The following is a 13,428-nucleotide window of genomic DNA, read 5'->3' as shown; positions in this document are numbered from 1 at the left end:
ATCCCCTTAAGATCGAGTAGCAAAGAATTTAAGATAAATAAAACCCCAAATCCCAGAACAAAATGAAGCTATGAGAATAGCTAAATTATCTGCATAATTAAAAATATCACTGACTTCATACGCCAAGCCATCGATAAACAAACTCATTGTAAAACCAATTCCTGTAAGTATACAAACCCCATAAAGTTGTTTCAAATTTGAACCTTGGGGCAAGGCTGCAAATTTAAAGCGGATTGCCAAATAAGAAAACAAAAATACACCCGCTTGTTTACCCACAAAAAGCCCCAAGAAAATACCTACACTTACACCTGAAAAAATTGCTCCTATATCGATATTGGATAAATTTACCCCAGCGTTAGCAAAAGCAAATAAAGGCAATATAACGAAAGCGAGCCAAAATTTTAGACTTTCATAGATTTCTTCTAAAAATGCTTCTCCATTTTTAGTTTGCATCGGTATAAAAAATGCTGTTATGATTCCAGCTAAAGTTGCATGCACACCACTTTTTAAAACACTAATCCAAAGAATAACTGAGCAAATAAAATAAAAAGACTTTCTTGTTATTCCTAAAATATTTAAAACAAGCATTGCCAAAATAGCAATTCCTGCAACGACAAAAGCAACTATTGATAATTTTGTCGTATAAAAAATAGCTATAATTAAAATAGCACCCACATCATCAAAAATAGCCAAAGAAAGTAAGAAAATTTTTAAACTTGATGGAATATGTTTGCCACACATCATTAAAATCGCTAAGGCAAACGCTGTATCTGTGGCTGTAGGTATAGCCCAACCTTTTAAAGTATAAGCATCTCCTATATTTACCAAAGCAAACAACATCGCAGGTATAAGTATACCCCCTAAAGCAGCCATAAAAGGTAAAACAATATTTTTAGGATTTTTAAAATCCCCGTGCAAAAATTCCTTTTTAAGCTCAAGCCCTATAGCAAAGAAAAATATAGATATAAGCCCATCATTTATCCAAAGTAAAAAAGGCTTGTTAAGCTCAAATTCACCTACACTAAATCCGACTTTTAAATTTAGAAATTCTCGATAATGTTCGCTAAAAGATCCATTTTGCACAAGCAAAGCAAGCAAAGTACAAACTATAAGTAAAACACCACCAAAAGCCTCGTTTAAAACTAAAGTTTTTAATTTATGTACTATATTATTCATTTAACAATCTTAAGATAAATAAAACCAACAATGGCACTTAAAAAACTAGCTATTAAAATAGCAAGTTTATCCGCATGTTCAAAAATATCACTATTTTTATAAGCCAAACCATCAATAAACAAACTCATCGTAAAACCAATGCCTGTTAAAATACATATACCATAAAATTTTCCATATTTAATATTTTCAGGTAGTTTTGCAAGCTTAAGTTTGATAGCAATAAAACAAAAAGTAAAAACACCTAGTTGCTTTCCTAAAAATAATCCTAGAATAATTCCAAGGCTTACAGGCGAAAATACCGAACCAAGATGCATATCTCTGATATCAATCCCAGCATTAGCAAAAGCAAATAAAGGCAAGATAAAATAAACCACCCAAGGATTTAAATCCTTAAGAACTTCATGCAAATAAGGTTTTTTATTTTTTGTATCAAGTGGTATAAATAAAGAAATGATCACACCAGCCAAAGTCGCATGTACTCCACTTTTAAGCATAGCTATCCACAATACAACACCTACTAATACATACAAAGAAAGATGGGTGATGTGATAATAATTTAACAAAAGCAGAGCAAATATACAAAACAAACAAATAATAATCGCCAAAGCTGAAAGCTGATCTGTATAAAATAAAGCAATAATAACAATAGCGCCCAAATCATCAAAAATAGCTAAAGAAAGTAAAAAAAGCTTTAAACTTGTAGGAATTTTATTTCCTAAAAGCATCAAAATACCCACTGCAAAAGCTATATCGGTTGCCGTAGGTATTGCCCAACCTTTCATAGCAAAATCATGAGAATAATTAATAGCAGCAAAAATTAAAGCAGGAGTAATCATACCCCCCAAAGCTCCAAATATAGGTAAAGATACAGCTCTTATATTTTTAAGCTGTCCGCGTAAAATTTCATATTTTAACTCAAGCCCTATACATAGAAAAAATATAGCTATCAAACCATCATTTATCCATAAATCCAACGATTTTGAAATTTGAAAATGATCAAATCCTACTGTAAAATTAGCATGAAAAAAATCTGTATAAATAACACTTAAAGAAGAATTTTTACATAATAAGGCTAAAAATGTAAAAAATATAAGCAAAATACCAGGGAAAGTTTCACTTAAAACCATCTTCTTTATCATTTGCATCCTTGCTCCTAAATAAATATTATAAAATTTAATACGATAAATAAAATGGCAAAATTATAACGAAAAAATACTAAAGAAATAATTATTTAAAAAAACAAGCCCAAGATACCAACAAGTTCTTAAGCTTGTTCTTAAGATATTTAAGCGTAAATATCCAAACCACTAGAGCTAGAAACTTGTGGAGCGGAGGCTTGAGAGACACCTTCCATACCTTCGATGAGTTCATTCATCAATGCCTCGTTTGTGTCCATAGATTTTTTCAAAACTGAAGTATTAACAGCAGTCATTAAATTAGCATTACCCATAGAAACATCTGAAACCATATCATCCTCCTTTTAGATTGAGTCTTAAGACTTTATTTAAATCGGATGATATTTTTAAAACTTAATATTTTTTACTAAAACTTTTTAAAATTTTTCAAGGGAACCAATATCTAAAATTAAATATCATAAATTTTTTAAGATAAAATCCTATTTTAAAAATTTTTACACTATGAAACAATAAGCAAAATATAAATGGTTGATACTTTTAGAAGCAAATTAAATATATAAAATTTTACTTCAATAAATTTAAGTTTTATCTTATTTATACGATTTATAATATAATCAAAAATTACAACTTAAAAAGCTATTGCAATTATATAGGAGTTTGCTAATGTTACTTAATACACCTTGTAGGGGAATAGTAGATACAAATTTTGAAAGTAAAAGAATTAATATAACTTCAACTTTAAAATTTCAAGAAAAAAAAGAAAAAGTAGAAGCTAAAGCTGAGAAAGAAGAAGCAAATAAAGACAATAGCGATTCTACAAACACAGATACCAACAAAAAAGATAAACTTTTGGATATATCTGCTTAATCTAAAATATGCTATAACCATCTCCTTGAAGAATACACAATAAATGATTTTTTGATTTTTATTAAGCTTTTAAAACACTAAAAAAGGAAAAATTAAAAATACAAAACAATATCCCAAAGTGCATAGCTTAAAAGAAAACCTTACGATACTTAAAAACAACCCATATTAAATCACAAAAATAAGATATATTTAAAAATTTATTAAAATATATCTTAAATATAATTAATAAAAAATATTATCGATACAAAAGCTTATTTTTTAGTTCTATTTAAGATTTTTAATATTATACTAGCCATTATTTATTTTGATAATAAATATTATTTTTATCAAAAACCAAGGATAATGATAATGAAAATTTTTAAAATTATATTTTTAATTATAAGTATTTTTTTATCAAGCTCAGCTTTTGCTAGAGTAGATGATTATATTAATGAAGCAAATCTTATCAAAGACATGCTAAAACAAAGCATAGAAACTTACAAAAAGGGCGATAATCTAGGTGCTAAAAAGCTTAGCGAAGATGCGTATTTTCAACATTTTGAAAATATGGAAGGCCCTATAGGAAGAAACATAGGAAGAAAAGCCATCACCATGGAGCGTAAATTTGTAAATTTGCGTCGTATGTATAAAGATGAAGCTCCTTTGACACAAATTAATGCTTTAATTGATAGTATTTATTATGATCTTGATGAAGTAGCCCCTATTTTACAAAATGGATATCGTTTAAAAGCAGAAGCAAGCGATACAAACTATGATAAGGCTAAAGCTGAAAAATCAAGCCTAGAAGCCAATGCCAAACGCGAAGCTGATGCAGAAGCTTTAATCGCACAAATGATGGGCGTGGATAAAAAAGATTTAGCACAAAGTTCTTTAACCACCCAAGCTCCTATACCTGCAAACAACGACACAAGCAAACTTACAGATGATAATGCAAGCGCTGATTTACAAGCTGCCGCTGCAATGGACGCAAGATTGCAATTTATACTAGATAATATCTCTACCAAATTTTCACAGGCAGCTAATGCTTTTAAAGAAAAAAACTACCAAGCTAGTAAAGATTTTTTAAATGATGCCTTATTTAGTGATTATCGCAATACCAAAGTAGAAATTTTAGTAAATAAATTTACCAAAGCAGGAAACGATCAAAAAATTCAACAAGCCATACGCACCCTTATACGCCAAATCAACGATGAAACAATAGATGAAAAAGGCTTAAGAGATGGCTTAGATAACATAGAAGAACAAATTTTTGATGTTTTCTTACAAATTCCAAATTCAGAACTTTCAAGTTTGCAAATTTCAGGCTTTAATGATGAAACAAAAGGCAAAGATTATGCCAAAGTTTCTAATGATATCAAATTTGCTTTAGATGAAATTTTAAAAAATTATGATGGCTTTAGTGCTTCTATAGTAGATGATTTACAAGGAATTTATCTAGATATTTTTGAAGCAAGCGGTATGGAAAATAAAATCGGTGCTGTAGATAGTGGCTTAAAACTTAAAATAGAAAGTTTATTTTCCAAAGGCGTGGCACTGATTAAAGCAAGTGCAGATAAAAAAGAGCTTGAAGCCACTTTTAATGACTTAGAGCAACTCATAGCAAGCAGCGTGGATAAAATTCAAGATTCTACTCCTTATTCGCTGTTTATATGGGCTTTAGGTATTATTTTGCGTGAAGGCTTGGAAGCTTTGATTATCGTTGTAGCCATTGTTTCTTATCTTGTGCAAAGTGGCAACAAAAATCGTTTAAATATCGCCTATAGTGCTCTTTTTACAGGGGTGATTTTAAGTTTTGTTACCGCTTTTGGAGTTTCTTGGCTATTTAAAGAAAATGCAGGACAAAGTAGAGAGCTTATAGAGGGTATTACCATGCTTATAGCCGTATTACTACTCTTTTATGTGGGCTTTTGGCTACTTTCAAACGCACAAAATAAAAAATGGACAAGCTTTATCAAACAAGGTGCTATAGATGCTATATCAAACAATAGTGCAAAAACCCTTTGGATTACCGTATTTTTAGCTGTTTATAGAGAAGGTGCAGAAACTGTGCTTTTTTATCAAGCCTTGCTTTTTGATGCTAAAACAAGCACTGATTTTAGTGCTGTTTTTGGTGGGCTTGGACTTGGAATTTTAATACTTATTGTTTTATATTTTCTTTTAAAAGCAGGAGCCATTCGCATACCTGTAAAACAATTTTTCTATATCACTTCTTACATTATTTTTTACATGGTTTTTGTTTTTACAGGCAAAGGTATAGCCGAACTCATAGAAGGAAAAGTCATTATTCCTAGTCTTATACCTATGAATTTTGAACCGATTTTATGGCTTGGAATTTATCCTTACTATGAAACCTTAATCCCTCAATTTATAGTTTTGATCATGCTAATTATTGGCATTTTAATAACAAAACAAATTTCAAAAAAAGGAGTAAAATCATGATAAAAAAAGTTTTATCAGTAGTTGCTGCAGCTGCGGTTATTAGTACAAATTTATTTGCAGGCGAAGTGCCAATCGGTGATCCAAAAGAACTTAATGGTATAGAAATAGCCGCTGTTTATTTACAACCTATTGAAATGGAGCCAAGAGGTATTGATTTAGCTGCATCTTTAGCAGATATTCACCTAGAAGCTGACATTCACGCACTTAAAAACAATCCAAATGGTTTTCCAGAAGGTTTTTGGATGCCTTATTTAACCATAGCCTATGAACTTAAAAATACCGACACAGGTGCGATTAAACGCGGAACTTTGATGCCTATGGTGGCTGATGATGGTCCTCACTATGGTGCAAATATCGCTATGGAAAAAGATAAAAAAGGTGGCTTTGGCGTAGGAAATTATGAACTTACTTTTTATATCTCAAATCCAGAAAAACAAGGTTTTGGACGCCATGTTGATGAAGAAACAGGCGTGGGTAAGTGGTTTGAACCTTTTAAAGTAGATTATAAATTCAAATACACAGGCACGCCAAAATGATTTTACACTCGGATTTTCCGAGTGTTTAAATATTTTTATTTTTATTGAAAAATTAAAATAACAATGTTTAAAGAGTAAATTATGAGTATATATTTTGTGCATTTTCTTATCAGTGTTTTACCGCTAAGTATTTTAATGGCCTTTATCACTCCTGATAAAAAATATATTTTTAAAAGTTTTTTAGTAGTTTTTTTGGGCTTTTTATTTGGATATTTTGCTTTTTTTATCGCAGCACAATTTTTAAAAACCGAAAATTTAATCTTTAATTTTGATTTTGTTTTTATAGGTTTATTACTAGTAAGCTTTATATTTTATTTTTGGAAAAAAATTGAAATTTTAAATTTTATTTTATTGGGAATTTTAAGTTTTTGCACCGCTTTGCATTATTATTTTTTAAGTCAAGATTTCCCTATTTTTACTAGCTCTTTAATCGATAGCGAAGGTATAAGTTCTTTAGGTTTTATTGCTTTAGCCTTGCTTGTTTGTATTTTGATTTTCTTCTTTTTAAAATGGCAAAAAAATTTTAATCAAAAAACAAGCTTTATGCTGTTTTTACTGCTTATCCTTATAGAAAGCGATAAAGCTCTAGCTAATATCTTGCTTACTTTAATGCGAAATTCCATCATAGAAACTCATACTTTTTTGGTGAGTTTTGTAGGAAAAAGTAATTATTTTGGTGTTTTTGGAATTTATGTTTATTTAATTTTCATCGCTTTTTTAGCATTCTTAAGCTTAAAAATTCGCAAAAAAAATATAAGCAAAAAACAAATTTTAGATATAAATTATCGCAAAAACGAAGCTAAAACAAGTCTTATTAATCGCTATTTTTCCAGTGTTTTTATCTCCTGTGTTATAAGCTTTTGCATTATTTTATACTTTTTTATGGTAAGTTCTAAGCCTTTAACCATAGATGAGCCTAAAGAAATTTTACCCGATAAGAATGGCAAATTTATCTTTGATATAGCTCTTTTAAGGGACAACAAACTCCACCGCTTTGCTTATATCAGCGCTGAAGGTAAAGTGATAAGGTTTTTTCTTATCAACAAAAGAGAAGATAGGGATTCTCCTGTAGCTGTTTTTGATGCTTGTATGATTTGTGGAGATATGGGCTATATCAAAAAAGATGGACAACTCATTTGCATTTCTTGCAATGTGCGTATTTTCTTGCCAAGTGTAGGTAAAAGCGGGGGTTGCAATCCTATCCCACTCAAATACGAATACGATGGTAAAAAAATCACCATAGATGTTAAAGATGTAATAGCAGGATCTAATTATTTTAGTCAAATCAAAGAAATTGAAGTGCAAGATCCTGTATCAAAAACAAAGGTTATAAACACCCAAGCTCCTTTTTCTTATAGCTATAAAGGGATTACTTATTATTTTTCAAATCAAAACAACTATGAAGAATTTAAAAAAGATCCTACAAAATATGTAGAAGAAAACGAAGCCCAATTTTTAATCCAAAGGAGAAACGATGTTGGCTAAAATGATTTTTAACTCTATATTTAAAAACAAAATTCAAAAATTTTTAGCCTTTCTTACTTGTTTTTTAGCCACGCTTTTGCTCTCTACTATGCTAAATATTACCCTAAGTATAGGCGATGAAGTAACTAAACAACTCAAAAGCTATGGCTCTAATATCCTTGTTTTACCCAAAGGCTCAAGTCTTAGTATAGAAATAGGTAATGAACTTTATGAACCCTTAAAAAACAAAAACTACCTAGAAGAAAAAAATTTATATATGATTAAAGACATTTATTGGCGTAACAACATCACCGCACTTGCTCCTTTTTTAGAAGGTAAAATCACAATTGAAAACTCCCAGCAAAAAGCACTTATTTATGGCACTTATTTTCAAAAAGCCATAAAAATTAAAGATGATGATGATTTTATCACAGGTATAAAAAGTCTTTATCCTTATTTAGCAGTGCAAGGAGAATGGGCAAAAGATGATAGCAATGAAATCATGCTAGGCGAAGACTTTGCTAAAAACAATAAACTAAAATTAGGAGATACCATCAAACTCATAGGAGAAAACAATCAAAGCAAAGAAGCAAAAATCGTAGGCATTTTACTTCATGCCAATCCTAAAATGTCAAATAAAATCATCGCTCCTTTAAATTTAGCTCAAGATTTACTCAACAAACAAGGGCTTTACTCAAGTGCAGAAGTAAGAGCTTTTACCATACCTGAATCAGCCCTTTCTGAAAAAGTGCGTCGCATGGGCGAAGAAAAATTAGATCAGTTAGAATATGACAAATGGTATTGCTCAGCTTATGTAGGCTCAATCGCTAGTCAAATTAGCGATGGCTTACCAGGTGCTGATGCAAAAGCTCTAAATGCTATAAGCGATGCTCAAAGCTTGGTGGTTAAAAAGATCCAATCCTTAATGGGCATTACTTGTATTATTTGTCTTATTGTTGCAAGTATTGCGATTTCAAGCCTGATGAGTTCTGAAATTCATCGTAGAAAAAAAGAAATAGGACTTTTAAAAGTACTTGGTGCTAATACTTTTCAAATTTATCTCATCTTTGCTAGTGAAAATTTAATCGTAGCTTTATTTGCCGCTTTCTTTGGCTTTATTTTTGGCACAGCACTTTCTCAAATCATCAGCCTTAGCATTTTTGGATATTTTATTAATATAGCCTTTGTAGCTTTACCTTTAAGCTTTATTTTTGCAGGACTTATTGCCTTACTAGGTTGCTTGCTTCCTATCAAAAATATCACACAACTTTCAGCTGCAGGAGTGCTTTATGGTAGATAAGTTTTTCCTTAATGAGCTTTTTAAAAGCATTAGCTTTTCTTATCAAAGACTTTTTATAATAGTTTTAAGTGTTTTTATAGGAGCACTTACTTGCTCAGCTTTTTTAAATATTTATTTTGATATTGACACCAAACTTTCTAAAGAATTAAAAGCTTATGGAGCAAATGTAATGATAAGTCCTAAGCAGGATGAAAATTTTATCTCCAATGCTGAGTATGAAAAAGTAAAAGAAAATTTAAAGGCTAGAGCTTTAACTCCTTTTTTGTATGATTTTTTAAATTTAGGCAGTACAAGCGGAGTGGTTTTAGGCACTGATTTTAGGGCTTTAAAAATCACTAAACCTTTTTTAGAAGTTAAAGAAGGAAGCTTTTCCCTAAATGATTTTGATGAAAATTCAGCCTTTTTAGGGGTTAATTTAGCCAAGCAACTAGGCCTAAAAACAGGCAATGAACTTCAAATTTACAATCCAAACAATGGAAAAAGCATAAAACTTACCATAAAAGGCATACTTTCAAGCAATGATGAATTTGATAGCATTGTTTTAGCTCCTTTAAGCGTGGTGCAAAATTTAAGCGATAGAGCCGGTATTAACTATGCTAATGCTGTAGTTTATGGAAATTTTGATGAAGTTAAAGCCAAAACACAAGCAATCAGCAATGAATTCATCGATGCAAAACCTATATCTTCAGTATCCTTAAGTGAAGGCTTGGTGCTTGGAAAAATCAAAGCTTTAATGTTTTTAATCATACTTGTAGTATTGATCATAGTCACTACTAGCGTTAATACAACTTTAAGCTCTATTATATTTTCTCGCAAAAAAGAAATCGCACTGCGTTTAGCCTTGGGTGCGAAAAAAAGTGAAATTTTTAAACTTTTTGCTAGTGAATGCTTTATAGTAAGTTTTTTTGCTAGTTTAATCGGAGCTTTTTGTGGGATATTTTTAGCCAATGTCTTTGGTTATTTGATTTTTAATTCTAGTATTGATTTTAGATTTATAGCTGTTTTTATAGCCTTAATCATTTCTTTGATTTTTGCCTTTTTGGCTGCATTTTTTCCTATAAAAAGAGCATTAAAAATCAATGTGTGTGAAAATTTGAAAGGTGAATGATGAAAAAAGAACTTATTAAAATAAACAACTTAAATAAAGAATTTGGCAAAGTTAAAGCCTTAAACAATATCAACTTAAGCGTCTATGAAGGAGAATGGCTTGCCATCATGGGTCCATCAGGAAGTGGAAAATCAACGCTTTTAAACATACTATCACTCATGGATACTCCAAGCTCTGGAGAGTATATCTTAGACAATGAAAACCTAGAGCAAATGGATGAGGAGCAAAAAATCACCTTGCGTCGTGAAAAAATAGGACTTGTCTTTCAACAATTTCATCTTATCCCCTATCTTAACGCCTTAGAAAATGTTATGCTCTCTCAGTATTATCACTCAAGCGTAGATGAAGAAGATGCCAAAATGGTTCTTGAAAAAGTAGGACTTTCGCATAGACTCACTCATTTACCTAGCCAATTAAGTGGTGGAGAACAACAAAGAGTTTGCATAGCAAGAGCTTTGATCAACAACCCAGAGCTTTTACTCGCAGATGAACCCACAGGAAATTTAGATGAAGCCAATGAACAAATCGTTCTTCAAACCTTGCAAAAATTAAAAAATGAAGGCAAAACCATAGTTTTAATCACACACAATCCTGATTTAGCCAAATTCGCAGATCGAACCCTTATCTTACAACATGGGGTGTTAAAATGAAAAAAAGCCTTTTAATCTTAAGCATTTTGTTCTTGCTCAATGCTTGTTCTTTTGAAAATTCAAAAGATACTGGAAAAGTTGGAGAAAAAAGCGCTGAAATTTCAGCTAAAGATACCTTAGGAAAAGCTGTAAAACTTGCTGATGATAATACAAGTTTAAAAGTTTTGGTCTTTTTTCAAAATGGCTGCCCTTCTTGCTTAAAAGAACTCCCTTCTTTAGATGAATTCATACAAAATCATCCCAATAAAATCAGTGTTTATGCTATAAATTCCATCGATAATGCCAATGTGGTTAAGGTTTTAGCCGAACAATTTGACTTTAAAAATGTAAAAGTTTTAAAAGACGATCTTAAAATCACCAATGATCGTTATGCTGTGTTTGCAACCCCTACTACCATCATCATTAAAGATGGGATGATAAAAGATAGAATTTTAGGAGAAAAACCATGGGAATTTTTCGAATCCAAGCTTATTTCTTTGCTTTAATCATAGCTTTATTTTTTGTAGCTTGTGATAGTGGAGAAAATTTTAAAGCTTTAAATAGTGATAAAACCTATAATTTTGCCTACAATGGTTTTGAAAAAAGCCTAAAACTAAATGATAAAGCACAAAATTTTGCCTTAGTATTTTTCACAAAAGATTGCGGAGTTTGTAAAGAACAAATTCCTATTTTGCAGAATTTGGCTAAAAATTATGATTTTAATATCTTTGTGGTTTTAGGCGATGCAAATGATGCAAATGATGCAAAAGCTTGGGCTGATGAAAAAGGTTTATCTAATTTAGCAATGTTTTATGAAAAAAGAGCAGCTAAATACCTTTCAAGTGCCATTGGGGAAATATATGGAGTACCTGTGCTTAGTTTTTTCAAAGAAGGAAAAATGGATGAAAAATTCATAGGCTTAACTCCTTATAGCATACTTGAAAAAGAAATCAAAAAAGTAAAAAGCTAAAAATTTACTTTAAAGCTTTTTATCTCCTATAAAATATCCATAAAGCTCATAGCTTCCATCTTTTTTCATCAAAATTACAGGATATTTTTCACTATAACCTTGTTCCATTCCTGGGCTTCCTTGCGGCATGCCAGGAGCTGAAATTCCTATAACATCTTTAGGCTTGTTTTCAAGCAACCATGCTATAGCACTTTCAGGAACATGCCCTTCAATAGCATAGCCTTCGATCACACCCGTATGGCAACTTTGATACTCATCTTTTATACCCATTTTTTCTTTGATTTTAAGAAAATCATTGGTTTTATGAACACTAACCTCATAACCCTTAGCTTTCATATAATCAGCCCAAAGATCACAACAGCCACAAGTAGGGCTTTCATAAACTTGTATTTCCTTAGCTTGCGTAAGAGTGAGTAAAAAAAGAATGGTTAAAATTGTTTTTTTCATAATTGCTATCCTAAGTAAAAAATATATAATAATACTTTTATAAAGTTAATATCATCACATTTTTAACACTAAAAATGAAATTACAAAAATTTAATCAAGAAAAGATTTTTAATGAGTGCTGATTTTGTCTTTACAGCAAAGATATAAAAGATAAAACGATTTAAAAAACTAGAAATTTTTAACTTAAAAAGCTTAAAATTTAGATATATTTTATACTTACTATGTTTTTTTATAGTTAAACCTTTATGGTGTGAAAGCTCTATTATTTTAGAGCTTTCAAGTATTATTTGAAATTATAGCGCTTTGAAGAGATACCAGAACGACAATTAACATTATTGCTTAATTTTATAGGTCTATCAAGATGATCACATTCAATATCCCATTCAGAAGCCCAATTTGTTTTTCTATCTACAACTAAGAATCTATTATAATAAACAGTCTTTCCTTTTGCTATTTCTTGTTTCATTACTTTAAAACTTCCCCTTTGAATAACATCATATTCATGCGGATCATCTTTTTTGATACTTTCTATAGCATAAATTTCTAAGTTATCAGTATTGAATTCATCTTTCATTTCTTCTTTAGCGTTATCTAAAGCTATTTTTGCATAGGCATCATCTCCTCCTGATACTTTAACTAAATTAGAATCATGTATAGTGATAACCCCTGCAAATGCTGACACATTTAAAGCAACTAAAGCTGCTAACGCTAAACCTAATTTTTTCATTTTATCTCCTTGAATTGAATTTTGTATATTTTAATTATTTTTCAAATCTTTTGCAAGATAATTTTTAAATTTATCTAAATTAAATTTGCATTTTATCTAACAATCATAAGAAATTTTAAAATGAAATAAAAATTTATGAGAAATCAACTCTTGTTTGAAAATGATAAAAGTAAGTGGTGCGGATGAAAGGACTTGAACCTTCACGCATTGCTGCACCAGATCCTAAGTCTGGCGTGTCTGCCAATTTCACCACATCCGCTAAAGTGGTACGCCCAAGAGGATTCGAACCTCTGACCTACGGCTTAGAAGGCCGTTGCTCTATCCAGCTGAGCTATGAACGCATATAAAATCTTGGTGGTGCGCCCGATAGGAATCGAACCCATAACCTACAGATCCGAAGTCTGTCGCTCTATCCAGTTGAGCTACGAGCGCTTAGTGGGGTGAGTGATGGGAATTGAACCCACGACCCTCAGGACCACAATCTGATGCTCTAACCGACTGAGCTACACTCACCATTTTGTATAAATTTATAAAAAATGGTCGGGGTGAAAGGATTCGAACCTTCGGCCCCTTGGTCCCAAACCAAGTGCGCTAACCAGACTGCGCTACACCCCGAATAAATAAAAGGA

At 31.1% G+C, this 13,428-nt stretch carries 14 protein-coding genes and 5 tRNA genes; 9 read left to right on the top strand and 10 right to left on the bottom strand.

Features of this window, described 5'->3' with window-relative positions; all coding sequences use genetic code 11:
- Nucleotides 1–6: 6 nt before the first annotated feature.
- The 3 genes from nhaA (ELQ10_RS05075) to ELQ10_RS05065 all read right to left on the bottom strand — a co-directional run bounded on the left by nhaA (ELQ10_RS05075) (nt 7) and on the right by ELQ10_RS05065 (nt 2,644).
- The gene (gene nhaA / locus ELQ10_RS05075) at nt 7–1,176 is read right to left on the bottom strand and encodes a Na+/H+ antiporter NhaA (RefSeq protein ID WP_002892077.1); all 1,170 of its coding nucleotides are present in this window, start codon (nt 1,174–1,176) and stop codon (nt 7–9) included.
- Nucleotides 1,173–2,321, bottom strand: coding sequence for a Na+/H+ antiporter NhaA (gene nhaA, locus ELQ10_RS05070; protein ID WP_002855944.1), 1,149 nt, complete (start codon nt 2,319–2,321; stop codon nt 1,173–1,175). The genes nhaA (ELQ10_RS05075) and nhaA (ELQ10_RS05070) overlap by 4 nt, the downstream gene beginning before the upstream one ends.
- Before the next feature lie 140 nt (nt 2,322–2,461).
- Nucleotides 2,462–2,644 carry a YjfB family protein gene (locus tag ELQ10_RS05065; protein ID WP_002856010.1) on the bottom strand — a complete coding sequence of 61 codons (183 nt, stop codon included), beginning with the start codon at nt 2,642–2,644 and terminating at the stop codon, nt 2,462–2,464.
- 331 nt (nt 2,645–2,975) lie between these two features.
- Here ELQ10_RS05065 and ELQ10_RS05060 point away from each other — a divergent pair, with 331 nt between their 5' ends.
- The 9 genes from ELQ10_RS05060 (at nt 2,976) to traF (ending at nt 11,625) form a co-directional block, all read left to right on the top strand.
- Complete coding sequence (locus ELQ10_RS05060; protein ID WP_002866842.1) at nt 2,976–3,179, top strand: hypothetical protein; 204 nt, start codon at nt 2,976–2,978, stop codon at nt 3,177–3,179.
- Between the two features lie 348 nt (nt 3,180–3,527).
- Nucleotides 3,528–5,618: an FTR1 family protein gene (locus tag ELQ10_RS05055; protein WP_134250283.1), complete on the top strand. Its 2,091-nt coding sequence runs from the start codon at nt 3,528–3,530 to the stop codon at nt 5,616–5,618.
- Nucleotides 5,615–6,154 (top strand): iron transporter, encoded by a 540-nt coding sequence (locus tag ELQ10_RS05050; protein ID WP_107840484.1) that lies wholly within the window; start codon nt 5,615–5,617, stop codon nt 6,152–6,154. Before ELQ10_RS05055 ends, ELQ10_RS05050 begins: the two co-directional genes overlap by 4 nt.
- An 81-nt stretch (nt 6,155–6,235) precedes the next feature.
- Nucleotides 6,236–7,639 carry a Fe-S-containing protein gene (locus tag ELQ10_RS05045; protein ID WP_002870594.1) on the top strand — a complete coding sequence of 468 codons (1,404 nt, stop codon included), beginning with the start codon at nt 6,236–6,238 and terminating at the stop codon, nt 7,637–7,639.
- Nucleotides 7,629–8,918 carry an ABC transporter permease gene (locus ELQ10_RS05040; protein WP_134250282.1) on the top strand — a complete coding sequence of 430 codons (1,290 nt, stop codon included), beginning with the start codon at nt 7,629–7,631 and terminating at the stop codon, nt 8,916–8,918. The genes ELQ10_RS05045 and ELQ10_RS05040 overlap by 11 nt, the downstream gene beginning before the upstream one ends.
- On the top strand, nt 8,908–10,026 hold the full coding sequence (locus ELQ10_RS05035; RefSeq protein WP_052801225.1) for an FtsX-like permease family protein: 1,119 nt from the start codon (nt 8,908–8,910) through the stop codon (nt 10,024–10,026). The genes ELQ10_RS05040 and ELQ10_RS05035 overlap by 11 nt, the downstream gene beginning before the upstream one ends.
- Nucleotides 10,023–10,676, top strand: coding sequence for an ABC transporter ATP-binding protein (locus ELQ10_RS05030; protein WP_002860103.1), 654 nt, complete (start codon nt 10,023–10,025; stop codon nt 10,674–10,676). Before ELQ10_RS05035 ends, ELQ10_RS05030 begins: the two co-directional genes overlap by 4 nt.
- The gene (locus ELQ10_RS05025; protein WP_002851267.1) at nt 10,673–11,161 is read left to right on the top strand and encodes a TlpA disulfide reductase family protein; all 489 of its coding nucleotides are present in this window, start codon (nt 10,673–10,675) and stop codon (nt 11,159–11,161) included. The genes ELQ10_RS05030 and ELQ10_RS05025 overlap by 4 nt, the downstream gene beginning before the upstream one ends.
- Entirely contained in the window at nt 11,122–11,625 is a 504-nt protein-coding gene (traF, locus tag ELQ10_RS05020; protein WP_002851157.1) for a conjugal transfer protein TraF, read from the top strand. The genes ELQ10_RS05025 and traF overlap by 40 nt, the downstream gene beginning before the upstream one ends.
- A 9-nt stretch (nt 11,626–11,634) precedes the next feature.
- On the opposite strand, the gene ELQ10_RS05015 is transcribed toward traF, so the two are convergent.
- From ELQ10_RS05015 to ELQ10_RS04985, 7 genes are all read right to left on the bottom strand, one after another.
- Nucleotides 11,635–12,072 carry a DUF411 domain-containing protein gene (locus ELQ10_RS05015; protein ID WP_002858990.1) on the bottom strand — a complete coding sequence of 146 codons (438 nt, stop codon included), beginning with the start codon at nt 12,070–12,072 and terminating at the stop codon, nt 11,635–11,637.
- A gap of 283 nt (nt 12,073–12,355) precedes the next feature.
- Nucleotides 12,356–12,799: a hypothetical protein gene (locus ELQ10_RS05010; protein WP_074469157.1), complete on the bottom strand. Its 444-nt coding sequence runs from the start codon at nt 12,797–12,799 to the stop codon at nt 12,356–12,358.
- A gap of 174 nt (nt 12,800–12,973) precedes the next feature.
- Nucleotides 12,974–13,058: transfer RNA gene (locus ELQ10_RS05005), tRNA-Leu, on the bottom strand.
- 5 nt (nt 13,059–13,063) lie between these two features.
- Nucleotides 13,064–13,140, bottom strand: a tRNA-Arg gene (locus tag ELQ10_RS05000).
- A gap of 14 nt (nt 13,141–13,154) precedes the next feature.
- Nucleotides 13,155–13,231 (bottom strand) — tRNA-Arg (locus ELQ10_RS04995).
- A gap of 4 nt (nt 13,232–13,235) precedes the next feature.
- A tRNA-His gene (locus ELQ10_RS04990) sits at nt 13,236–13,312 on the bottom strand.
- Nucleotides 13,313–13,336: 24 nt separating this feature from the next.
- Nucleotides 13,337–13,414 (bottom strand) — tRNA-Pro (locus ELQ10_RS04985).
- Between the last annotated feature and the right edge of the window lie 14 nt (nt 13,415–13,428).

The sequence above is a fragment of the Campylobacter sp. US42a genome, assembly GCF_004379055.1.
Lineage (GTDB): Bacteria > Campylobacterota > Campylobacteria > Campylobacterales > Campylobacteraceae > Campylobacter_D > Campylobacter_D jejuni.
Note: the sequence above shows the minus strand (reverse complement) of the source record. Positions and strands in the feature narration are given on the sequence as shown.

Coding starts and splice junctions, on each gene's coding strand:
- ELQ10_RS05035 (WP_052801225.1), top strand. CDS start 8,908: ATGGTAGATAAGTTTTTCCTTAATGAGCTTTTTAAAAGCATTAGCTTT.
- ELQ10_RS05050 (WP_107840484.1), top strand. CDS start 5,615: ATGATAAAAAAAGTTTTATCAGTAGTTGCTGCAGCTGCGGTTATTAGT.
- ELQ10_RS05045 (WP_002870594.1), top strand. CDS start 6,236: ATGAGTATATATTTTGTGCATTTTCTTATCAGTGTTTTACCGCTAAGT.
- traF (WP_002851157.1), top strand. CDS start 11,122: ATGGGAATTTTTCGAATCCAAGCTTATTTCTTTGCTTTAATCATAGCT.
- ELQ10_RS05010 (WP_074469157.1), bottom strand. CDS start 12,799: ATGAAAAAATTAGGTTTAGCGTTAGCAGCTTTAGTTGCTTTAAATGTG.
- ELQ10_RS05060 (WP_002866842.1), top strand. CDS start 2,976: ATGTTACTTAATACACCTTGTAGGGGAATAGTAGATACAAATTTTGAA.
- ELQ10_RS05030 (WP_002860103.1), top strand. CDS start 10,023: ATGATGAAAAAAGAACTTATTAAAATAAACAACTTAAATAAAGAATTT.
- ELQ10_RS05055 (WP_134250283.1), top strand. CDS start 3,528: ATGAAAATTTTTAAAATTATATTTTTAATTATAAGTATTTTTTTATCA.
- ELQ10_RS05025 (WP_002851267.1), top strand. CDS start 10,673: ATGAAAAAAAGCCTTTTAATCTTAAGCATTTTGTTCTTGCTCAATGCT.
- nhaA (WP_002892077.1), bottom strand. CDS start 1,176: ATGAATAATATAGTACATAAATTAAAAACTTTAGTTTTAAACGAGGCT.
- ELQ10_RS05065 (WP_002856010.1), bottom strand. CDS start 2,644: ATGGTTTCAGATGTTTCTATGGGTAATGCTAATTTAATGACTGCTGTT.
- ELQ10_RS05040 (WP_134250282.1), top strand. CDS start 7,629: ATGTTGGCTAAAATGATTTTTAACTCTATATTTAAAAACAAAATTCAA.
- ELQ10_RS05015 (WP_002858990.1), bottom strand. CDS start 12,072: ATGAAAAAAACAATTTTAACCATTCTTTTTTTACTCACTCTTACGCAA.
- nhaA (WP_002855944.1), bottom strand. CDS start 2,321: ATGCAAATGATAAAGAAGATGGTTTTAAGTGAAACTTTCCCTGGTATT.